Origin of the sequence: Paenibacillus woosongensis, from assembly GCF_009725165.1 — a bacterium.
Lineage (GTDB): Bacteria > Bacillota > Bacilli > Paenibacillales > Paenibacillaceae > Fontibacillus > Fontibacillus woosongensis.
The window spans coordinates 189,997-214,375 of sequence record NZ_WNZW01000007.1 but is presented as its reverse complement, the minus strand read 5'-3'; the positions used below and the strand labels follow the sequence as shown (position 1 = coordinate 214,375).

Here is a 24,379-nt window from a genome sequence, read left to right as displayed (position 1 = left end):
ACTATACATTCTTTGGAATTTTGATATAATTCTACCTAGGTTGACTTTCCAATTATGCTAAAAAATAGATTTAAAGGTTTTTATACCCACACGGGCTGTGCGCGAGATACCAGTCCACTGGCTACCCTGCAAGCCGACATCCTGGGACTTACAATTGTGGAAAATGACAGCCGAGAATATGTTGCTCCATGACGCCAGAAGGTTCAGAAAAGATGAAGCCAACCTTATCCCAATTCAGATGGAGGATGAAGCGCGTGAGCATTTTTGAAAAGCTGGAATCCAACGTAAGATCTTACTGCAGAAGCTTTCCGGTGGTATTCGACCGGGCCAAGGGGGACCTGTTATATTCTGAGGACGGAAGAGCATATATTGATTTTTTTGCAGGTGCCGGGGCACTGAATTACGGTCATAACAACGATTATATCAAGGACCGGGTTCTTGATTACTTGACCTCCGACCGGATTATGCATGGTCTGGACATGTATACAATGGCCAAGCGCGAATTTATCCAGAGCTTCTCGGAGCGGATCCTGAAGCCGAAGAAGCTGAATTACAAGCTTCAATTCTGCGGTCCGACGGGGACGAACGCGGTGGAAGCGGCCCTGAAGCTCGCACGCAAGGCGAAGAAGAGAAACGGGATATTCGCATTCATGGGCGGCTTCCACGGCATGTCGCTCGGCAGCTTGTCGGCGACAAGCTCCAAGTCCATGAGGGAAGGGGCGGGGCTTCCTCTGGACGGAGTTACGTTCATGCCGCACCCGAGCGGCGCTTTCGCAGAAATGGATACGCTCGGCTATATTGAGAATATCCTGACTGATTCGCACTCCGGAATAGACAAGCCCGCCGCCATCCTGCTTGAAACGGTACAAGCCGAAGGTGGAATTCACGTCGTTGATGTGGAGTGGTTGCGTGAGCTGCAGCAGCTTTGCCGTAGACACGATATCTTGCTCATTACCGATGAGATTCAAGTCGGCTGCGGCCGGACAGGCGAATTCTTCTCGTTCGAACGTGCGGGGATCGAACCGGATCTTATTACCCTGTCGAAGTCGATTAGTGGGTACGGCCTGCCAATGTCCCTCCTGCTGCTGAAGCCCGAACTGGATCTCTGGTCGCCGGGTGAGCACAACGGCACCTTCCGCGGTAATCAGCTGGCTTTTGTAGCCGCCAAGGCCGCTCTCGAGTTTCGGGACAGATCCGCCCTGGAAGCCCAGGTAAAGCAGAAGGAAGAGTTTGTGCGCTCGTTCCTTGAGAAAGAAATCAAGCCTCTGCATCCGTCCATTTCCATCCGCGGACTCGGTCTGATTTGGGGCATTGACGTCTCGGGCTTTACGGATGAAGCCGGGGCGAAGCGGATAACGGAGATCAGCTTCGAGAAGGGGCTCATCATTGAAAGAGCTGGCAGAGGAGACCGCGTACTGAAGATCATGCCTCCGCTAACCGTCTCGATGGAGCATCTTTCCGCCGGCTGCGACATTATCAAGTCCAGTATGCAGCAGGTGATCTCTCAGGAAACCCAGGAATTTCTATTAACGACCTAAGCTCGGGCAAGCCGGTGGCCGCCCCGGCAAGAGGCAGGAGAAGTGCCTTCCGGGGCGGTCGTACGGCCCTGATATTAAGATAACGTTTTCACCCGTTGGAAGATATTCTCCCCGTGCTGCCTGCGGTACCGTCAGGCAGCATGGAAATTCACCGCGAATCCAAGAGCTGTCCCGTTCATGCCATACAGAGCATTCTTTGAGCCTCATGCAGCACTATCGTTACATCTAATCGTAGGAAAAGCTCACTACCCCACAGACGAAATTTTAACTATCCTATCCACACTAGGCTGCGGGGGAATACACAAATCGTACATAGAGTGTATCAATACCCCTTAAATATAGGCTTCGACAAGTAAGCTCCGGTGCCGAATCCAGAGGTACGGCCAACTTCCTGCTGGCCGCCCTGAGCCCTACAGTAAGCCTTACATCAATGGGAGGAACATCGCTTGTCCACCCCCAAATCCAATTCCGAACCCCATGTTAAACCAAAGCCCGTCTTCGGGCGGCTCGTCCACAGTAAGCATATTGAAGTAGAGGAGCCGGAAGCCCGCATCTCTTGCGTAGAACGATGCTCTTTGTTGTCTTCACGCATGGGAGCTGAGCGGAATAGCTGCTAGGCAGAGGAATGCCGTATGAGATCAATCGGGCTAGCGAAGCGGTGACCTGATGAAAGCCAATGACATTGTTGTCACATTTGAAAAGGCGGGGAGCGAGGCTGGAGCATTGTTGCAGCATAAGCTCCGCCGGATTGCTTTTACCGATGAAGAGAGGGGAACGATACCAGGTGGCTTTTGAAAAAGAAACGTTGTTTTGGAACGAAAAATTTGGTAGCGACGATTATACCTTGACGCGGCTGCCTTACAGCAAAGCTCCAAGCTCCTTGGCGCCCATTATGACAAACGTAGGCGGTTCGCTTTCAGAGGAAGCGACACAGCGCATCCTTCAAATGAGCAAGGGCGCTCCGCTGGCCATTTTTATGATTTTACTCGCTGGTGTTCAGTCGCTCTTGCATAAATATACAGGTGCTTCTGACATTCTGGTCGGTATGCCGATTGTGCGGAAAAAGGCGGAGACGCGCCGATCCGTTAATCATACGGTCATTTTGAAAAACTGGCTTTCGGCGGGTGCGACTTTTAAAACAATTCTGAACGAGCTGAGGACTTCCCTACCGGAAGCGATTCAGCATCAACATATTCCGTTCTTGAAAATGACGGAGAGGCTGGACCTGCAATATGCAGACGGGATACCCGTCGTCCATACGCTAGTATCCCTTAAGGAGCTGCATCTGGACGAAATCGGGCAAAACGTGGTCACGGATTGTTCCTTTGAATTCAGCTTAACCGGCGGGACGATCCAGCTAGCGCTGTCATATAACGAGCACTTATATGACTCCGAGTTCATGACTCGAGTCATCGGTCATCTGAATCGCCTGCTGGCCGTGGGGCTTCACGAGTTGGAGCTGGACATCGTGCGGATGGACATGCTGTCGGAGGACGAGAAATTTCAATTGCTGCAAAGCTTTAACGATACCGAGAAGGATTATCCCCGTGATCGGACGATTCATCAGCTCGTGGAGGAGCAGGTGAAGCGGGTGCCCGAAGCGACAGCGGTTGTCTTTGAGGGGCGGCGGCTTTCGTACGCGGAGCTGAATGAACGGGCGAACCGGCTGGCGCGGACGCTGCGATCGGTCGGCGTGCTGCCCAATCAGCTGGTAGGTTTGATGGCCAGGAGATCGCTGGAGACGATCGTTGGCATTCTGGCGGTTCTGAAGGCTGGCGGAGCCTATGTGCCGATCGACCCGGAATACCCGGAAGAACGCATCCGCTACATTCTGGAGAACTCGAACGCGCAGCTGCTGCTGACTCAAAGAGAGCTACTGCAGCAGGTGCCGTTCGAAGGGACCGTGTTGGCACTGGATGACGAGCAGGCCTACAGCGACGATGGCTCGAACCTGGAGCCGGCCAGCGGTCCGAATGATCTGGCATATGTCATCTATACGTCGGGTACGACGGGCAAACCCAAAGGGGTCATGCTAGAGCATCGCGGTTTGGTTAGCTTGAAGCTGATGTTCGCGGACAGGCTGCACATTACGGAGCATGACCGGATCGTTCAATTCGCCAGTCTGTCGTTCGACGCGTCCTGCTGGGAAATGTTCAAAGCGCTCTATTTTGGCGCAGCTTTGTACATTCCGACAGCCGAGACGATTCTCGACAACCGCCTGTTCGAGAGTTATATGAACGAGCATGCGATTACGGCGGCGATTTTGCCTCCGACATATAGCGCTTATTTGAATCCGGACCGCCTTCCCAGCTTAACGAAGCTTGTAACGGGGGGCTCGGCGGTATCGGCCGAATTCGTGCAGCAGTGGAAATCGAAGGTTCGCTATTTCAATGCTTATGGCCCTACCGAAGCTTCGATTGTTACAACGCTTTGGGATGCGAATGAGGATCAGCCGGAGCACAGAGTTATTCCGATCGGGCGCCCGCTGGCCAATCATCAGATATTTATTTTGGATGCCAACCTGCAGCTTGTGCCTATAGGGGTGGAGGGCGAGTTGTGCGTGGCAGGTGTGGGGCTGGCGAGAGGTTACCTGAACCATCCTGAGCTGACAGCCGAGAAGTTCGTGGAACATCCGTTTACACCGGGAGAACGCCTGTACCGGACGGGGGATCTCGCCCGCTGGCTGCCGGACGGAAATATAGAGTATTTGGGTCGAATCGACCATCAGGTGAAGATCCGTGGATTTCGAATCGAGATCGGTGAAATTGAAGAGCAGCTTCTGAAAATGGACTCCGTGCAGGAGACGATCATAATCGCGCAGGAAGGCAAAAGCGGGCAAGAACTGTGCGCTTACCTGGTCGCGGACCGCCCGCTTACGCTCGGCGAGCTGAGAAGCGCGCTAGCGCAAAAATTGCCGAATTATATGATTCCGGCACATTTTGTTCAGCTTCCGCGGATGCCGCTTACGCCGAATGACAAAATCGATCGCAAGGCTTTGCCTGCACCGGAAGGAAACGCGTTGACCGGCGGCGAGTACGTAGCTCCCCGCAATGAAGTCGAGCAGACGCTTGCCGATGTGTGGCAGGCGGTTTTGAACGCTGATCGCGTTGGGGTGACGGATCATTTCTTCGAGCTGGGAGGAGACTCGATTAAATCCATTCAAGTATCTTCGCGGCTTCATCAAGCAGGCTATAAGCTGGAAATCCGCGATTTGTTTAAATATCCGACGATCTCACAGCTCAGCCTGCATGTGAAACCGATTGGACGTACCATCGATCAAGGCGAAGTAACGGGTGAGACGGCGCTTACGCCAATTCAGCATTGGTTTTTCGAGAGCTCCTTTGCAGCCCCGCATCATTTCAACCAGTCAGTGATGCTGTACCGGAAGGAAGGCTTTGACGAAGAGACGGTACGTCAGGTGCTGCAAAAGCTGGTTGAGCATCATGACGCCTTGCGGATGGTATTCCGCAAGATGGAACAAGGGTTTAGCGCACGGACCCGGGCGATTGAGGAAGGCGAGTTGTTCACGCTGGACGTGTTTGACTTTAAGGATGCAGAGGATACTGCGCAGGCTGTGGAAGCGAAGGCAACAGATATTCAAGCCGACATTGATCTAGAGAACGGCCCCCTTGTAAAGGCGGGACTGTTCCGGTGCGCGGACGGTGATCATTTGTTGCTCGCGGTTCATCATGCTGTGGTGGACGGCGTGTCTTGGCGCATTTTAATGGAGGACTTTGCACTGGGTTACGAGCAGGTCGGCAATAGCGAGGAAATTCATTTTCCAGCGAAAACGGATGCTTACCGCACTTGGTCCGAGCAGCTGGTCGCTTATGCACAAAGCCCGGAAATGGCCAAGGAACGTGCTTATTGGCAGGGCGTGGAACAAATTGCGGTTCTGGACTTGCCGAAGGATCTGGAGGCCGACGTTACGACGCAGCAGGATAGCGAATCGCTGTTCGTCCGTTTGACTCCCGAAGAAACGGAGCAGCTGCTGAAGCGGGTTCATCGGGCCTACAACACGGAAATGAACGATATTTTGGTAACGGCGCTTGGCATAGCTGTTCGCAAGTGGACGGGACACGAACGGGTGCGGATCAATCTCGAAGGACACGGACGGGAAGCGATCGGAACGGATATTGACATCACACGCACAGTCGGTTGGTTTACGACCAAGTTTCCGGTCGTTCTGGAGCCGGAAATCGAGCGGGATTTGGCCCATCAGATTAAACAGGTCAAGGAAAATTTGCGCCGCATTCCGAACAAAGGACTTGGGTACGGCGTATGCCGCTATCTCTCCAAATTGGAGGATGGCTTTGTTTGGGGCGCAGAGCCGGAAATTAATTTTAACTACCTCGGCCAATTCGATGATGATGTCAACCAGGACGAGATCGGCATATCTTCTTATTCCAGCGGCAGCCCGGCCAGTGAACGTCAGGCCCGCAGCTTTGTGCTGGATATCAACGGCATGGTGCTGGACGGCGCTTTATCGCTCGATCTCAGCTACAGCCGGAAGCAGTATCGCAAGGAAACGATGGAAGCCTTCGCCGAGCAGCTTGAGCAAAGCCTCCGGGAGCTCATTATCCACTGCGCAGGCAAAGAAAACACCGAATTGACACCGAGCGACGTGCAATTTAAAGGCTTGACCATTGCAGAATTGGAACAAATCATCCAGCGCTCGGGCCATCTCGGGGAAATCGAAAATATTTACTCGCTTACGCCAATGCAGAAGGGCATGTGGTTCCACGTCGCGCTTGATGGGCAAACGGCCGCTTATTTCGAGCAGACGCGGTTTACAATGCGGGGAGCACTCGACGTCCAGCTTTTTGAGAGGAGTTGGATGGAGCTTGCGAAACGACATCTGGTGCTGCGGGCGAATTTTGTGAAAGGACCGACGGGCGAGCCGCTGCAAATCATATATCGCGACAAGTCGGTTGGCTTTGAATATGAGGAGCTGCTTCATTTGCAGTCGGACGAGAAACAAGCGTACTTAGATAAAAAGGCCGAGGATGACAAGCTTCGCGGCTTCGACATGGAACATGACGCGCTCGTTCGGTTTACGATCCTGCGCACCGAAGAGCAAAGCTATCATGTGCTGTGGAGTTTCCAGCATATTTTGATGGACGGCTGGTGCCTAGCGCAGCTGACGCAGGAGCTGTTTGAGACGTACTCGGCTTATGTATCCGGCAAGCAGCCAGTGAGAGATAAGAGAGCGGATTATGGTGCTTATATCGAATGGCTGGAAAAACAGGACGATCAGGCGGCATCCAATTATTGGACGGATTTCCTGGCAGGTTATGAAGGGCAAACCGTACTCCCGGGACAAAAGGAATCGGCGCCGAACGGCAGATTTACAGCTGATCACGTCACCGCGGAGCTGGGTAAAGACTTGAGTGAGCGGCTGGACCGGGTGGCGAAACAGCGCCTGGTTACGGTCAATACGCTGCTGCAAGCCGTTTGGGGCGTGATGCTGCAAAAATATAACGGAACAAACGATGCCGTATTCGGCAGCGTCGTGGCTGGAAGACCGGCGGAAATCCCGGGCATTGAGTCCATGATTGGGCTGTTCATCAATACGGTGCCGGTCCGCGTCACGAGCGAAGCGGACACTGTGTTCGCCGACCTGATGGCGAAGCTCCAAGAGCGAGCGCTGGAGTCCGGAAGTTATGATTACTACCCGCTGTATGAAATTCAAGCTCGCAGCGTGCAAAAACAGAACCTGGTCAACCATATCATCGCTTTTGAGAACTATCCGGTGGACGAGCAGATGGAGCAGGCGGGCGACCAGCAGCATGGCGACCTGACGATCGCTGACGTACATATGGAGGAGCAGACGAACTATAACTTCAACGTGACCGTGGTGCCGGGAGCCGAGATCGAAATTCGGTTCGACTTTAATGCCGAAGTGTTCGATAAAGACAGCATCGAGCGGCTCAAGGGGCATTTCGTCCATCTGCTGGAGCAGGTGACGGATAACCCGGAAATTACCGTGGGCGAGCTGGAACTTGTGACGGAGGCGGAAAAGGCCGACCTTCTCGGACGTTTTAACGACACCACCACGGAATTTCCACGCGGGAAGACGCTCATTCAACTGTTCGAAGAGCAGGTGGAGCGCATCCCGGATGCAGCCGCTATTTCCTTGAATGAACAAGAGCTGACCTACCGCGAGCTGAACGAACGCGTCAATCGCCTTGCCCGTACCTTACGTAGCCACGGGATATCCAAAGGCCGTCTGGTCGCCATTATGGCTGAGCGTTCCATCGAAATGGTGGTGGGCATGCTGGCGGCACACAAAGCCGGAGCGGCTTACGTACCGATTGACCCGGAATATCCCGAGGAGCGTATCCGTTTCTTGATCGAGGATTCGGGGGCACAGGTCATGCTGACGCAAATCCGCTTGCGCGAGCGCTTGGCGGGTTTGGACTCCGTGATCTTACTGGATGACGAGTCCTTCTATCATGAGGACGGCACAAATCTAAATCCGGTCATCGAAGCGACAGATCTGGCTTGCGTCATTTATACGTCAGGCACGACGGGCAAGCCGAAAGGCAATCTTGTTTCGCACCGCAACATTATAAGGGTCGTTCAAAGTACGAATTATATCGACATCACCGAGCGGGATCATCTCCTCCAGCTTTCAACCTATTCGTTCGACGGAGCGATTTTCGATATTTTCGGCGCTTTGACCAACGGAGCGCGATTAGTGCTGGTTCCCCGCGAGACTTTGCTGGAAATCGGCCGGCTGGCGGCTCTCATTCAGCGCGAGCGCATCTCGGTCATGTTTATTACGACGGCTTTCTTCAACGTCCTTGTAGATGTGAACGTCGACTGCTTGCGGGATGTCCGGGCGATTTTGTTCGGAGGAGAGCGCGTGTCGGTTGGCCATGTGCGTAAAGCACTCGCCCATATCGGACCAGGCAGGCTCAACCATGTTTACGGCCCAACGGAAAGTACGGTTTATACCACGTATCTTCCGGTCGATTTCGTCGATGAGTCGGCGGTAACCGTACCCATCGGACGGCCGATCAGCAATACGACGGTGTATATCGTCGATAATCAGAACAAGCTTTTACCTATCGGCGTGGTTGGGGAGCTTTGTGTCGGTGGAGAAGGATTGGTACGGGGCTACAATAACCGGCCGGAGCTAACGGCGGAGAAATTTGTGGACAATCCGTTTGTGCCGGGAGAGCGCATGTATCGGACGGGGGACTTGGCGAAGTGGTTGCCGGACGGAACGATTGAATATGTGGGGCGGACGGACGACCAAGTGAAAATCCGCGGCTTCCGTATTGAGCTGGGCGAGATCGAAGCTCAGCTGCAGAAAGTAGAAGGAATTCGAAAGGCGACGGTATTGGTGAGGGAAAATACCTCCGGCGAGAAGCAACTGTGTGCTTATTATGAAGCGGATCGCGAGCTTTCGACAGCCGAGGTGAAGAGCGTGATATCCCAGGAACTTCCGGCCTATATGATCCCGGCGTACCTGATCCAGTTGGCGCAACTTCCGTTAACAACGAATGGCAAAGTCGACCGACGCTCTCTCCCGGCGCCGGAAGAGAGCTTGCAGACAGGCGAAGGAAGTACTCCGCCTCGCACTCCGCTGGAAGCCCGCTTGGCCGGAATTTGGAAAAGCGTGCTGGGATTGGAGCATATCGGTGTCCATGACAATTTCTTCGATCTGGGTGGTCATTCTCTGCGGGCGACGACATTGGTGAGCAAGGTGCACCAGGAGCTGAACGTCGAGCTGTCTCTGCGCGACGTATTCCGCTATTCGACGCTCGAAGAGATGGCGCTAGCTATCTCCCGGATTGGAGAGCAGTCGTTTTCGTCGATTCCGCTGGCAGGCGTAAGAGCATATTATCCGCTTTCCTCAGCTCAGAAGCGGCTGTTTATCCTGAATCAGCTGGAAGGGGCTGATCTGAGCTATAACATGCCGGGCGTACTGATGCTGGAAGGAACGATTGACCGGAGCCTGCTGGAGAAGGCTTTCCGCGGACTGATCGCACGACACGAAACACTGCGAACTGGCTTTGAGATCGTACAAGGTGAAGCTGTACAGCGCATTTACGAGAGCGTTGACTTTGCCGTTCAGTACTGTGATGCGAGCGAGGAAGAAGCGCCCGAAGTCGTGCAGGCCTTTATCCGGCCTTTTGACTTAGCGAAGCCTCCGCTGCTACGAGCGGAGCTGGTAGAGCTGGCAGCCGAACGTTATTTGTTGATGTTCGACATGCATCATATCGTCTCCGACGGGATTTCTATGGACGTGTTCGTCGAGGAACTCGTTCGTCTGTACGGCGGCGAGTCATTAGAACCTTTGCGCATTCAATATAAGGACTATGCGGTATGGCAGCAGTCGGACGAGCAAAAAGCGCAGTTGAAACGCGAGGAAGCTTACTGGCTGGACCGTTACCGGGGGGAACTGCCGGTTCTGGAAATGCCGACGGACTATCCGCGTCCGGCCGTGCAGAGCTTTGAGGGACAAACGCTGACGTCCTTCGTGGACGAGGTAACAAGCGAAGGCTTGAAGCAATTAGCCGCTCAAAGAGGAACGACGCTGTATATGGTGCTGCTAGCGGCATATACCGTGCTTTTGCATAAATATACGGGCCAGGACGATTTGATTGTTGGAACGTCGATTGCCGGACGAAGGCACGGAGACACGCAGCCTTTGATCGGAATGTTCGTCAATACGCTGGCGATCCGCAATTATCCGGCTTCGGAGAAGACCTTCACGTCATATTTGGAAGAAGTGAAACAAACGACCTTAGGCGCTTACGAGCATCAGAATTATCCGTTCGAAGAGCTCGTTGATAAAGTGCAGATCAACCGGGATTTGAGCCGCAACCCGTTATTTGACACGATGTTCTCCCTGCAAAACCTGGAGGAGACAGCGTTTGAACTGGAAGGGCTGAAATTATCCCCCTACCCTAGCGAATACGGCATGGCAAAATTCGACCTAAGTGTGGATGTTACGGAAGAAAACGGCCGCCTGGAGTGCAGCTTTGAATTCGCAACAGCTCTTTATAAAGAAAGCACGATCCGGCGGCTGGCGACTCATTTCGGACATTTGCTTGCGGCGATCGTAAGCCGTCCGGATGCGAAGATCGCCGAGCTGAACTTGCTGACGGCAGAGGAAAAGGAGCGAATTCTTGGCGCGTTTAACCCGGTGCAGCCGGAAGCAGCTCCTGCAGCCGCGTTCCATCGGCTGTTTGAGGAACAGGTGGAGCGAACGCCGGAAGCGGAGGCCGTCGTGTACGAGAACGACCGGCTGACGTATGAGGAGCTGAATGAGCGGGCGAATCGCTTGGCGGCCACGCTGCGCGCAAGCGGCATCGGCCGGGAGACGATCGTCGGTATTCTCGCCGAGCGTTCGTTGGACTTGCTGGTGGCCGTGCTGGCCGTCTGGAAAGCGGGCGGAGCCTATGTGCCGCTCGATCCGGACTATCCGGTGGATCGTGTGCGGTTCATGCTCGAAGACAGCGGAGCGAAGGTACTGCTGACGCAAACGGCGCTGCGAGCGCGCGCCGAAGCGTGGCTCAGCGAGGAGGAGCTGGCGCTGGCATCGGTGCTGTACCTCGACGACGAAGTGTCGTACAGTGACGAGCGGGGAAATGCACCGATGGGCGCTGGAATGGTTTCGGGCTTTGTCTCCCAGATGGTCTCCGGCAAGCTGACGGGTACTGTGGACGACAGCGATGAGAGCTATCAGAATGTCGTTGGCATGGACAGCTTCCATGAAGCCCGTCCGGAGGATTTGGCATACGTGATCTATACGTCGGGAACGACAGGCAAGCCGAAGGGCGTGATGATCGAGCACCGCAGTCTGGTGAGCACGGCGGCGGGTTACCGCCGGGAATATCGGTTGGATCAGTTCCCGGTGCGGCTACTGCAGCTCGCAAGCTTCTCGTTCGACGTGTTCGTGGGAGATATTGCACGGACGCTGTACAACGGAGGCACAATGGTGATAGTGCCGAAGGACGATCGGATCGATCCGTCTCGTCTGTACTACTGGATCGAGCGGGAGCGGATTACCATTTTTGAATCGACGCCAGCACTCATCGTGCCGTTTATGGAATACGTGCACGAGCAGGGGCTGGATATGAGCTGGATGGAGCTGTTGATCACGAGCTCGGACAGCTGCAGCGTGGCGGATTACCGAACCTTGCAGGAACGCTTCGGTTCGTTGTTCCGAATCATTAACGCCTACGGCGTGACGGAAGCGGCGATTGACTCCAGCTTCTATGATGAGGAGCTGACGAAGCTGCCGCAGACAGGTCATGTGCCGATCGGCAAAGCGTGGCTGAATGCGAAATTCTACATCGTGGACGCGCATCTGAACCCGGTGCCGGTCGGGGTGCTGGGCGAGTTGGTTATCGGCGGAGTTGGGGTAGCACGCGGGTACTTAAACCGTCCGGTGCTGACGGAAGAGAAGTTCGTAGATAGCCCGTTCGCCGCGGGCGAGCGACTGTACCGCACGGGAGACTTGGCGCGATGGATGGAGGACGGCAACGTGGACTTCATCGGCCGGATCGACAACCAGGCGAAAATCCGGGGCTACCGGATTGAGATGGGTGAGATCGAGTCGCAGCTGCTACGGGTGGAAGGCGTGCGCGAAGCGGTGGTGCTAGTTCGAAGTGACGCGAACGGGCAGAAAGCGCTGTGCGCGTATTACACGCCGGATACCGGAGCGGAGCTGGCAGTGAACGATTTGCGAAGCGCGCTGGCGCAGGAGCTGCCAGGATATATGATCCCTTCGTACTTTGTTGAGCTGGAGCGTCTGCCTCTGACGCCGAACGGAAAGATTGACCGGAAGGCGCTGCCGGCGCCGGAAGGGGAAGCGGGAAGCGGAACGGAGTATGTCGCACCGCGCAATGAGCTGGAGATGAAGTTGGCGTCGATTTGGCAGGAGGTGCTGGGGCTTGCGAAGGAGATTGGCGTTCACGACAACTTCTTCGACATCGGCGGTCACTCCCTGCGGGCGACGGCGCTGATTAGTAAGATTCATAAGGAGCTGAACGTGGATCTGCCGCTTCGCGATGTGTTCCGCCATTCCACCATCGAGAGCATGGCGGCCGCCATTTCCCGGCTGGATGAGCAGACATTTGTTGCTATTCCAGTGGCAGATGAACGAGAGGTGTACCCGCAATCTTTTGCTCAAAAACGTCTCTTTATCCTAAATCAACTGGAAGGCGCAGAGCTTAGCTACAATATGCCGGAAGCGATGCTGCTGGAGGGTGATTTGGACCGGGCAAGGTTCGAAGAAGTGTTACGTCAGCTCGTGGCGCGGCATGAAACGCTGCGCACCGGGTTCGAAATGGTGGATGGCGAAGCATCGCAGCGGATTTACCAGGATGTAAATTTCGCCGTAGAGTTCTATCAAGTGGATGAGCAAGAGGCCCAAGAGACGGTTCGCCGTTTTGTACGTCCGTTTGACCTGGCGAAGCCTCCGCTACTGAGGGTAGGCCTTGTCGAGCTGGCTCCGGAACGCCATATTCTAATGTACGACATGCACCATATTATTTCCGATGGCGTCTCGATAGAAATCTTTGTTGAAGAATTCGTTCGCTTGTACGGCGGCGAGCAATTGGAGCCTTTACGTATTCAGTACAAAGACTACACTGTTTGGCAGCATTCGCAGGAGCAGAAGCAACGGCTTCAGCGTCAGGAGGTGTACTGGCTGGACATGTTCCAAGGCGAGCTTCCGGTGCTGGAAATGCCGACCGATTATCCGCGTCCGGCTGTGCAGAGCTATGAAGGGCACACGCTGGAGTTTTTCTTCGACGCTTCGAAAACTGAGCGCCTAAAGCAGTTGGCCTCGGAAACGGGTACAACGCTGTTTATGGTGCTGCTGGCGGCATATAACGTGCTATTGCATAAATACTCAGGTCAGGAGGATGTGATCGTCGGTACGCCGATTGCCGGAAGGAATCATGGAGATGTGCAGCCGTTGATCGGGATTTTCTTAAACACGTTGGCGATCCGCAGTTATCCGGCTTCGGAGAAGACATTCCTGTCATACCTGAACGAAGTCAAAGAAACGACCCTCCACGCTTTCGAGCATCAAAACTATCCGTTCGAAGAATTGGTGGATAAGGTGCAAGTCACCCGTGATTTAAGCCGCAATCCGCTCTTCGACACGCTGTTTACGATGCAGAATACGGAGAACGAGGAGTTTGAGCTGGAAGGGCTTCACCTGACTCCTTATCCGAGCGCACTGGATACCGCGAAGTTTGATATCAGCTTGGATGTGGGCGAGGAGAATGGAGGCTTGGATTACAGCTTCGAATATGCGACGGCTCTCTACAAAAGGGAGACGATCGAACGGCTGGCGAAACATTACGAGCAACTGCTCGAAACGATCGTAAGCCGTCCGAATGCGAAGATCGCTGAGTTGAACTTGCTGACAGCAGAGGAAAAAGAGCAAATTCTCGGCGAGTTTAACCCGGTGCAGCCGGAAGCGGCTCCTGCATCCGCGTTCCACCGACTGTTTGAGGAACAGGCGGAACGCACGCCGGAAGCGGAGGCCGTCGTGTACGAGAACGACCGGCTGACGTATGCGGAGCTGAACGCGCGGGCGAATCGCTTGGCGGCCACGCTGCGCGCAAACGGCATTGGCCGGGAGACGATCGTCGGCATTCTCGCCGAGCGTTCGGTAGACTTGCTGGTGGCCGTGCTGGCCGTCTGGAAAGCGGGCGGGGCCTATGTGCCGCTCGATCCGGATTATCCGGCGGACCGCGTGCGGTTCATGCTTGAAGACAGCGGAGCGAAGGTGCTGCTGACGCAAACGGCGCTGCGAGAGCGTGCCGAAGCATGGCTCGGCGAGGAGGAGCTGGCGCTGACATCGGTGCTGTATTTGGACGACGAAGCGTCGTACAGCGATGAGCGGGGAAATGCGCCGATGGGCTCTGGAATGGTTTCGAGCTTTGTCTCCGAGATGGTCGCCGGCAAGCTGACGGGTGCTGTGAATGGCGGCGATGAGAGCCATCACTATGTTGACATGGGCGACTTCGGTGGATTCCATGAAGCCCGTCCGGAGGATTTGGCATACGTGATCTATACGTCGGGAACGACAGGAAAGCCGAAAGGTGTAATGATCGAGCACCGCAGTCTGGTGAGCACGGCGGCGGGTTACCGCCGGGAATATCGGTTGGATCAGTTCCCGGTGCGGCTAATGCAGCTCGCAAGCTTCTCGTTCGACGTGTTTGTGGGCGATATTGCACGGACGCTGTACAACGGAGGCACAATGGTGATTGTGCCGAAGGACGATCGGATCGATCCGTCTCGTCTGTACGACTGGATAGAGCGGGAGCGGGTTACCATTTTTGAATCGACGCCAGCACTCATCGTGCCGTTTATGGAATACGTGCACGAGCAGGGGCTGGATATGAGCTGGATGGAGCTGTTGATCACGAGCTCGGACAGCTGCAGCGTGGCGGATTACCGAACCTTGCAGGAACGCTTCGGCTCGTTGTTCCGGATCATCAACGCCTACGGCGTGACGGAAGCGGCGATCGACTCCAGCTTCTACGATGAGGAGCTGACGAAGCTGCCGCAGACAGGCCATGTGCCGATCGGCAAAGCGTGGCTGAATGCGAAGTTCTACATCGTGGATGCGTACCTGAACCCGGTGCCGGTAGGTGTGCTGGGCGAGCTGGTCATCGGCGGAGTTGGAGTGGCGCGCGGGTACTTGAACCGTCCGGAGCTGACGGAAGTGAAGTTCGTAGACAGTCCGTTCGCCGCGGGCGAGCGGCTGTACCGCACGGGAGACCTGGCGCGGTGGATGGAGGACGGCAACGTGGACTTCATCGGCCGGATCGACAACCAGGCGAAAATCCGGGGCTACCGGATTGAGATGGGTGAGATCGAGTCGCAGCTGCTACGGGTGGAAGGCGTGCGCGAAGCGGTGGTGCTAGTTCGAAGTGACGCGAACGGTCAGAAGGTGCTGTGCGCGTATTACACGCTGGATACCGGAGCGGAGCTGGCGGTAAACGAATTGCGCAGCTTGTTGGCGCAGGAGCTGCCGGGCTACATGATCCCGTTGTACTTTGTGGAGCTGGAGCGTCTGCCTCTGACGCCGAACGGAAAGATTGACCGGAAGGCGCTGCCGGCGCCGGAAGGGGAAGCGGGAAGCGGAACGGAGTATGTCGCACCGCGCAATGAGCTGGAGACGAAGCTGGCGGCGATTTGGCAGGAGGTGCTGGGGCTTGCGAAGGAGATTGGCGTTCACGATAACTTCTTCGACATCGGCGGTCACTCCCTGCGGGCGACGGCGCTGGCGGGTAAGGTATTTAAGGAATTAAACGTCAACCTGCCGCTGCGCGACGTATTCCGTCACTCGACGATTGCGGCAATGGCCGAGGCGATTGCCCGGATGGAACGGCAAGAGCATGAGGCCATTCCTCAAGCGGAGGAGAGGGAGTACTACCCTCTGTCTTCTGCACAGAAACGACTGTTCATTCAGCATACGCTGGATGGAGCCGATCAACTTTACAACATGCCAGAGCTGGTGCAGGTGGAAGGTGAGTTTGATTTAGACCGTTTGGAAGCCGCCTTGCGGCAATTGATCACACGGCATGAATCGCTGCGCACCGGTTTTGAAATCGTGAAGGGCGAAGCGGTTCAGCGGATTTACCCGCAGGTCGATTTTGCTATCGAGCATCATCAAGCGGATAAAGAGGATGTGGCTCAAATCGAGCAGATCGTCCGCAGCTTCGTTCGTCCGTTTGATCTCGGCCAGCCGCCGCTGCTGCGCGCCGGGGTCATCGAGCTGGAGCCGAACCTGCATATTCTCCTTTTCGACATGCACCATATCGTGTCCGACGGCGTATCGATGGCGATTGTGATCGATGAGTTATCGAGTTTCTACGCTGGGGAAGAACTGCCGCCACTGCGTATTCAATATAAGGATTATGCCGTTTGGCAGCAGTCGGAGGCCCACCGAGAGCGGATCGGGCGACAGGAAACGTACTGGCTGCGAACCTTCGAAGGCGAACTGCCGAAGGGGGACTTGCCGCTGGATTATGAACGGTCTGCGGTTCGCAGCTACGAAGGCGCGCATCTGGAGTTCGACGTCGAGGCTTCTCTCTCTGCGCGGCTGCGCGAATTGGCGGCCGAGCGTGAAAGCACGCTGTTCATGGTGCTGCTTGCGGCTTATACCGTACTGCTGTCCAAGTACAGCGGGCAGGAGGACTTGGTCGTGGGCACCCCGGTGGCGGGAAGAACGAACGCCGATTTGGAACCGGTTATCGGGATGTTTGTCAATACGTTGGCGATTCGTAATCGTCCGTCGGGCGACAAAACGTTCTTGTCCTACCTGGAAGAAGTGAAGGAAACGGCTTTGAATGCTTTCGAGAATCAGGATTATCCATTCGAGGAGCTCGTGGAGCGTTTGAATGTGAAGCGGGAGCCGGGTCGCTTCCCGCTGTTCGACGCCGTCTTCGACTTGCAAAATATCGAAGAACGAGACATCGAGCTGGAAGGGGTCAGCCTGAAGAATTATGAGCTTGACCAATTGGAGGAAGCGAAGTTCGATCTGACCCTGTTTATGTATGAAAACAACGGGGCGCTGAGTGGGGGCTTCTTCTACGCCGCCAAGCTGCTTAAAGAAGCGATGATCCGCACCTTGACTGAGGATTACCTGAGGGTGTTGTCTCAAATTGCGGAAAATCCACAAATCGAGCTAAGGCGGATTGAATGCCATAAACCGGCGGCAGGCGCAAAGAGTGCCGTCGATACGATCGAATTCGCGTTTTAATCTTTAAGCGTAAGCACGTCTCCGCCGTCAAGTGAAAGCGGCGTACATTCCGGCTTATATCTTGGCGCACACTGGGGCACATTCCGGCGCACTCATTCCGGGGCACATTCTCAGGGAAGACGGCGAATAACGTCCAAACCCGTAAACGCGCAGGGCGAAAGCAAACTTTTTCCGACCTGCGCCGGGCATGTGGCTACTTCATTTTTAGGGAGGTACGAATGAAATATTTGTTTGAAAAGGAAGAGCGGTACTGGAGCAGCAAGTTTGACGCCGATGACAGCCTGAGCTTCCTTCCCTACAGTTATTCCTCCAAATTATCCGAGGGCGGGGAAGCTGCGGCTGATCCGGGCTTGGTACAACGTACCCTGCCGAACGAACTATCGGAGAGAATCATTCGTCTTGCTGGCGGTTCGGATTTGGCTCTGTACATGATTGTTTTGGCAGGAGTAAAAAGCCTGCTGTTCAAATATACTGGGCGAGGCCATGTGCTGATTGGCATGCCTTCATATAGCGCAGACCAGAGTGGGACTCCGCCACCGCATGACATCTTGGTGATCAAGACGCCCGTAAGCCATCAGACGACGCTGAAGACGCTGCTTGGGGGCATCAAAGCCTCCATCGGCGAGGCGCTGGAGCATCAACACCTGCCTTTTCGGAAAATGCTGGAGAAGCTTCATCTGGACTATACGGGGGATGGCCACCCGGTCGTCAATACCGTCGCATCCTTCGCCCAGATTCATCCGGGACCGCTGGGCAGCCAGGTGGCAGCCGATACCGTTTTCTGCTTCGATCGTAAAGACCAGTCCATCGAGTTGGAAGTAAGCTTTGACAGGCAGCGGTACGAGCGGGCATTTGTGGAACAGGCGGCCGACCATCTTGTTCGGCTACTGTCTGTGTTATTATTTCATCCGGATCTGGAGCTCGGACAAGCCGCTATGCTGTCTTCAGACGAGACGGAGACGCTGCTGAAGCGGTTTAATGACACCGAAACTGAGTTCGAGCGGGGAAAAACGATTCACGGCCTGTTCGAAGAGCAGGTGGAGCTTTACCCGGACAAGGTGGCCGCCGTCATGAACGAGCGGCAGTTGACCTACCGTGAGCTGAACGAACGGTCTAACCGCCTTGCGCGGAAGCTGCGGGAGGCAGGAGTCGAAGCAGACCAGTTGGTAGCGATTCTGGCCGAGCGCTCGCTTGATATGGTCGTCGGCATCCTGGCGATTCTCAAAGCGGGCGGAGCGTACGTTCCTGTCGATCCCGAGTACCCTGAGGAGCGCATCCGCTTCATGATTGAGGATTCGGGAGCACCGTTATTGCTGATTCAAAAGCATCTGCACGAGAAGACCGACTTCGCTGGAATACGCCTTGAATTGGACGATTTCGTGTGGGGAGACAGAGACAGTGATACGAACTCCGACGATACGTTGAACGCTTCGAATCTGGAGCCGATCTCCGGGCCGAGGAACTTAGCTTACGTTATTTACACGTCGGGAACGACCGGCAGACCGAAAGGAACGCTGATCGAGCATAAGAACGTCGTACGCCTTCTGTTCAATGACAAGAACCTGTTCGACTTTGGGCCATCCGACACGTGGACGCTATTCCACTCGTTCTGCTTCGATTTCTCCGTCTGGGAAATGTACGGAGCGCTGCTGAATGGAGGCAAGCTGGTCATCGTACCGCCGCTTACGGCGAAAAACCCGGCTGATTTTCTGGCGCTGCTGGGCCGCGAGCAGGTCACGATTTTGAACCAGACGCCAACGTACTTCTACCAGTTGCTGCGTAAGGTCTTAGCGGATCATCCGTACGATCTGCGGATTCGTAACGTCATCTTCGGGGGCGAAGCGCTGAGTCCGCTGCTGCTCAAGGGTTTTAAGACGAAGTACCCGGAGACGAAGCTGATCAATATGTACGGCATTACCGAGACGACGGTTCATGTTACGTATAAGGAAATCACATGGATCGAAATAGAGGCGGCGAAGAGCAATATCGGCAAGCCAATTCCGACGCTGAGGGTGTACGTCCTGGATGAAAACCGCCACCCTGTGCCGATCGGCGTAGCAGGCGAAATGTACGTGGCCGGAGAAGGCCTTGCGAGAGGATACCTGAACCGTCCAGATCTGACGGCAGAGAAGTTCGTTGATTCCCCGTTTGCAGAGGGGGAGAAACTTTACCGTTCGGGTGACTTGGCAGCTTGGCTGCCGGATGGAAACATCGAATACTTAGGCCGGATCGACCACCAGGTCAAAATCCGCGGGTACCGGATCGAGCTGGACGAAATCGAGACGCAACTGCTGAGGATTGCCGCCGTGCAAGAAGCCAAGGTGCTCGACCGCAACGACGCGAACGGCCAAAAGCAGCTTGTCGCTTACTACGTCGCGGAAACGAGGCTGGCAGCGCATGAACTCAAGGTGGAGCTCGCCAAACAGCTACCGGGGTATATGATTCCTTCGTACCTCGTTCAGCTTTCGCAAATGCCGCTGACTCCGAACGGGAAAATGAACCGCAAAGCGCTGCCCGCGCCAGAGGAAGCCGTGGTCTTAGGAGCGGAATATGTCGCGCCGAGAACGCTGCTCGAAATGAAAATCGCCCGCGCCTGGCAGGATACGCTTGGCGTTCCTCAGGTCGGCGTAAAGGATAACTTTTTTGAGCTCGGTGGCAATTCGTTAAGTCTGATGCGGCTTATTCAAGCCGTTTACGATGAAACGGGCATCGAGATACCGCTGAACCGCCAATTCCACAATGTTACAGTTGAAGCCATGGCTTTCGGCGAGGGGGGGCTCGGCCTGGATAAAGGGGGAGACTCCTTCATTAAGCTGAATAAAGAAGGGGATCTGAACGTGTTCTGCTTCCCTCCGGGCAGCGGCTTCGGCATCGGTTACCGTGAGCTCGCAACCAGGCTCGACGGTCGGTTCGTGCTCTACGGCATTGATTTTATCGACGACACGAACGATTACGAAGTCATGCTGAACCGTTATGTGGATGAGATTGTCCGCATCCAGCCGGAAGGACCTTACGTGCTGCTCGGTTACTGCTTCGGGGGCAACCTGACGTTCGAGGTAGCCAAAACGATGGAGAAAAGAGGGTATTCCGTAACGGATGTGCTCATGGTGGACTCGTGGATTAAGAACACGCTGACGCCTCCCGAAACGTCAGAAAAAGAGCTTAAAGAAATGCTTGCCGATTTCGACGAAGAAGAGAAGGAATTAATGAGCAACCCGCTCGTGCGGGAGCGGGTTCATCGGAAGGTCAAAGCGACCTTAGCGTATGAAGCGCAGCTTGTTAATTCCGGCACGGTCTCGGCCCGGATTTACGAACTGATTGCGAAGGACAGCGAAGCGTTCCGCCGGGAGCATCAATTGCCGTCCTGGCGGGGGGCAACGACGCAGGCTTACGCCGATTACCGGCTGGAGGGCGCACACGAGGAATTGCTGGAACTTACGCGTGTGGAAGAAACGGCAGTCGTTATCCGGGACATCTTAGCGCAAGTCAAGCGGCAGATCGAAGCGGAGGCCGGGGTACTGCATGGAAGCTGACCGCCAGCCGTCTATTCAAGTAGAAGTCACAGCAGCGCTCTCCAAACGGCAAACCGCTTACGCTACCTGGAAAGCGCTCCGCTGGCTGATGTCCTTTGTAGGCCCTCACAAAGGCTGGATGATCGTTGGTACGTTGTCCGCAATTGCTGCCGCTGTTATTGAGATATGGACGGGAAGTTTGATCGAGCAGTTGACCACCCAGGCCGAGAAGGGGGCGGGGCCAGTCGTTCTGCAAATCGTGTACACCGTCTTTGTGGTCATCTTGATCGGTGTTCCGGCGAAGTTTTTTATGAGCTTTGGTGTGGAGCGAAGCAGTGCGTCTGCGGTACAGGATATCCGCAACCATGTCATGCGGCATATCGGCAAGCTCCCGGTCTCCTATTTTGAAAAGCAGCACTCCGGCGACGTATTGTCGCGGATCAACAACGATTTGCAGCTCATTCAGCAGTTTATGATTCGGGACCTGGCCCAGTGGTTTTATCATCCGCTGTTGTTCATCGGTTGTTTTGCTTATTTAATCTACCTTCAATGGGAACTGATGCTGTACAGCCTGCTGCTATTTCCCTTAGCACTACTTGTTTCCCAATGGATTGGTAAGCAGCTCGAGCGGTTGACAGAGGAAGCCCAGGCGAATATGGGACGAATGAACGTCAATCTCCAGGATACGCTTGGGGGGATGCCTATTGTAAAAAGTTATCTGCTATCCGATATGTTATCTCGCTCCTACCAGGCACTGCTGCAAGTAACGGCTCAGAAAAAACTGGCTGTAAAAAAGCGGGAAGCCTGGGTCAATCCGCTGCTGTCCACGCTGATGATCAGCCCGATCATTTTCGCCGTCAGTTACGGAAGCTATTTGATCTTCAAAGGGCAGTTAGGCGCGGGAGAGCTGGTTGCCTTCCTGTACTTGCTGAATCTGTGTCTGGAGCCGCTAGAGCATATTCCCGAGCTCATCACGCGGACGTTCGAAATGACCGGTGCCCTGAGAAGAGTTTTCGAAATTGTCGAGCAGCCGACCGAAACGAAAAATGGCCGTTTGCTTCCGAAATCGAGTGCCGCTCCCATCGAGTTTCAGAACGTCACCTTCGGGTATGAGGAGGGCACCCCGATTCTGCGGAATGTTAGCTTCTCGGTACCGGAAGGGAAGACGATTGCGCTTGTTGGAGCGAGCGGCGGAGGGAAGAGCACGGTGTTCAAGCTTGTATGCGGCTTTTATCCGCTTCCGAAGGACCAGGGTGAAATCCGCGTGTTCGGCAGCCTGATCCACGGCGCTGATCCGGAGCAGCTTCGGTCGCATTTTTCCGTGGTAACCCAGGATTCATATTTGTTTAGCGGCACGATCGCCGAAAATATCGGCTACGGGCGGGAAGAAGCGTCGATGGACGAGATTATCGAAGCTGCCAAAGCTGCTCAGGCGCATTCCTTCATTATGCAGCTTCTCGGCGGCTACCAGACGTATGTCGGAGAGCGCGGAGGCTTTTTGTCCGGCGGGCAGCGCCAGCGCATTGCAATGGCCCGGGCTTTTCTGAAGGATGCCCCCATTCTGCTGCTGGACGAGTCAACGTCAGCTCTTGATCCGGAGTCGGAAAGCGCGGTTCAGGAAGCGCTGGGCGTATTGATGAAGCAGAGAACGACGATGGTTATTGCTCATCGGCTTTCTACGGTACAAAACGCTGACGAAATTTGGGTTATGGAGCAGGGGAATATTGTGGAAAAGGGCACTCATGAACAATTGCTGGAGATGAAGGGATTGTACGCCCAGTCGTACTACCAGGAATTTACCGAGTCTGCCGAGCGCAGGGAGGTGGAGTACACATGAAAAATGGCGGATGGCTCTCGCAAGTAAAAGAACTCGGCTACTTGCTGACGTTTATGAACCGCAAGCGTAAAACCCAGTACGCCATTGGCCTGGCCGTAACGGCGCTCACCCAAACCTTGTTCCTGATCGCCTTCAGCTTGGTCGTACATAATTTGGTAGATTTCGCCGTGTCCCGAGATACGTCTCTGATGGTGGGAGCCTTTATTATTTTGGGCGTGGCCCTGTTTCTGGAAAATGTGATTTCTCCCTGGTTCATTTACTTATACCAGCGAAGTGTCGAGCTGACCGTGCTGAATATCCGCGAACGCCTTTATGACAAGCTGTGCCGGGTGCGGCCGAGATTCCTGGAGCAGACGCACCATGGGGACTTGCTGTCACGGGTGAACAACGATGTAACGACCGTTGAGTTTACATTCTCGCAGGTTTACTTCGTTTTGCTGCTTCAAGTTGTCTTTTGCATCGGCTCCATTGCCTCCATGGTGTTGATCGATTGGCGGTTTGCCGGGGTATCCATCGTTATTCTGCTGCTGTCCTCCGGGGTCAGCCTGAAATTTGCGCGGGATATTCGCGTCTTGTCCGAACAAGGCTTGCAAACACTCGGTAAAATGACCCAAAAGTTTAAAGATTTTATGGGCGGTATTCAAATTGTGAAGCTGTTCCGCATTCGCACAATTTACGGCCAATACGAGGCGCTGAACGAACAAATGACGCAGATGCTTCGGCAAACCGCGCAGAAGAACGGCATGCAGGCTGCGGTAAACCATTTTATCAGCTACGTCACGTTCTGCGGCATTATCGTCATCGGCAGTCTGCTTTATGCTTACGGACTGATGGGAATGGGAAGCGTCGCCGCTCTGGCGGTTCTGCAAGTGAATCTGACGCACGCCTTGTTGAACTTAGGCATGGTTCTGTCGATGACCCAAAATTCGCTCGCGGGCGCTCACCGGGTTCAAGAGGTACTAAGAGAGGAAGAGGAACCGGAGCGATTGGGATCTCCTCACAGCGAGCTCGTGTCGGAGGCTGCGGTGGAGTTTCGCGATGTGGAATTTTCCTATCAGGGGGATAAAAAGGTGCTTGTCGGTATGTCCTTGCAGGTTTTTCCCGGTCAGGTCGCCGCGATCGTGGGGGCCAGCGGCAGCGGCAAAAGTACGCTGATCAAGCTGCTGCTCGGCTTTTATCCTGTGGACAGCGGAGAAATCCTGGTCCAAGGCAAACCATTCGGCCATTATACGCTGGACGAAATCCGCAGGCAGATTGCATATGTTCCGCAGGAGCCATTCTTGTTTACCGGCACGATTGAGGAAAACATTCGTTACGGCAGCCCGGATGCAACGGATGAAGAAGTGATCGAAGCGGCCAAAGCGGCGTACGCTCACCCTTTCATTCAGGAATTTCCGGAACAGTATAAAACGCCGGTGGGAGAGAGAGGAGCGTCATTGTCGGGCGGACAAAGGCAGCGAATTGCAATCGCCCGGGCGATTCTCAAAAACGCCCCGATTTTGCTGCTGGACGAAGCGACTTCCGCGCTGGACAACGAATCCCAGCATTGGGTACAGCAGGCCCTGAACGAATTGATGAAGGGTCGCACCACCATCCTAATCGCCCACCGTCTCAGCACCGTGGAACATGCGGATTTGATTACCGTCATGAACCAAGGGATGGTCGTCGAGCGGGGCCGCCATCAGGACCTGCTGGCGCGCGGGGGTTATTACGCCCGGCTTTACGGCTAGACCCGCTTTGCGGC

At 54.9% G+C, this 24,379-nt stretch carries 5 protein-coding genes; all 5 read left to right on the top strand.

Translation table 11 applies throughout. The features are described from left to right. The first annotated feature begins 254 nt into the window (after positions 1 to 254). The 5 genes from ectB to GNP95_RS17260 all read left to right on the top strand — a co-directional run bounded on the left by ectB (position 255) and on the right by GNP95_RS17260 (position 24,365). Complete coding sequence (gene ectB / locus GNP95_RS17280; RefSeq protein WP_330163483.1) at positions 255 to 1,538, top strand: diaminobutyrate--2-oxoglutarate transaminase; 1,284 nt, start codon at positions 255 to 257, stop codon at positions 1,536 to 1,538. Between the two features lie 760 nt (positions 1,539 to 2,298). Then, positions 2,299 to 17,286 carry an amino acid adenylation domain-containing protein gene (locus GNP95_RS17275; RefSeq protein ID WP_461752122.1) on the top strand — a complete coding sequence of 4,996 codons (14,988 nt, stop codon included), beginning with the start codon at positions 2,299 to 2,301 and terminating at the stop codon, positions 17,284 to 17,286. Positions 17,287 to 17,504: 218 nt separating this feature from the next. Then, a complete protein-coding gene (locus GNP95_RS17270; RefSeq protein ID WP_155612105.1) occupies positions 17,505 to 20,819 on the top strand; it encodes a non-ribosomal peptide synthetase in 3,315 nt (1,104 codons plus the stop codon). Further along, positions 20,809 to 22,635 carry an ABC transporter ATP-binding protein gene (locus tag GNP95_RS17265; RefSeq protein WP_155612104.1) on the top strand — a complete coding sequence of 609 codons (1,827 nt, stop codon included), beginning with the start codon at positions 20,809 to 20,811 and terminating at the stop codon, positions 22,633 to 22,635. Before GNP95_RS17270 ends, GNP95_RS17265 begins: the two co-directional genes overlap by 11 nt. Next, the gene (locus GNP95_RS17260; protein ID WP_155612103.1) at positions 22,632 to 24,365 is read left to right on the top strand and encodes an ABC transporter ATP-binding protein; all 1,734 of its coding nucleotides are present in this window, start codon (positions 22,632 to 22,634) and stop codon (positions 24,363 to 24,365) included. Before GNP95_RS17265 ends, GNP95_RS17260 begins: the two co-directional genes overlap by 4 nt. Positions 24,366 to 24,379 lie beyond the last annotated feature (14 nt).

What these genes read in the sequence shown, in the direction of transcription:
- GNP95_RS17275 (WP_461752122.1), top strand. Translation starts at nt 2,299, where the DNA reads ATGAAGAGAGGGGAACGATACCAGGTGGCTTTTGAAAAAGAAACGTTG.
- GNP95_RS17270 (WP_155612105.1), top strand. Translation starts at nt 17,505, where the DNA reads ATGAAATATTTGTTTGAAAAGGAAGAGCGGTACTGGAGCAGCAAGTTT.
- GNP95_RS17265 (WP_155612104.1), top strand. Translation starts at nt 20,809, where the DNA reads ATGGAAGCTGACCGCCAGCCGTCTATTCAAGTAGAAGTCACAGCAGCG.
- GNP95_RS17260 (WP_155612103.1), top strand. Translation starts at nt 22,632, where the DNA reads ATGAAAAATGGCGGATGGCTCTCGCAAGTAAAAGAACTCGGCTACTTG.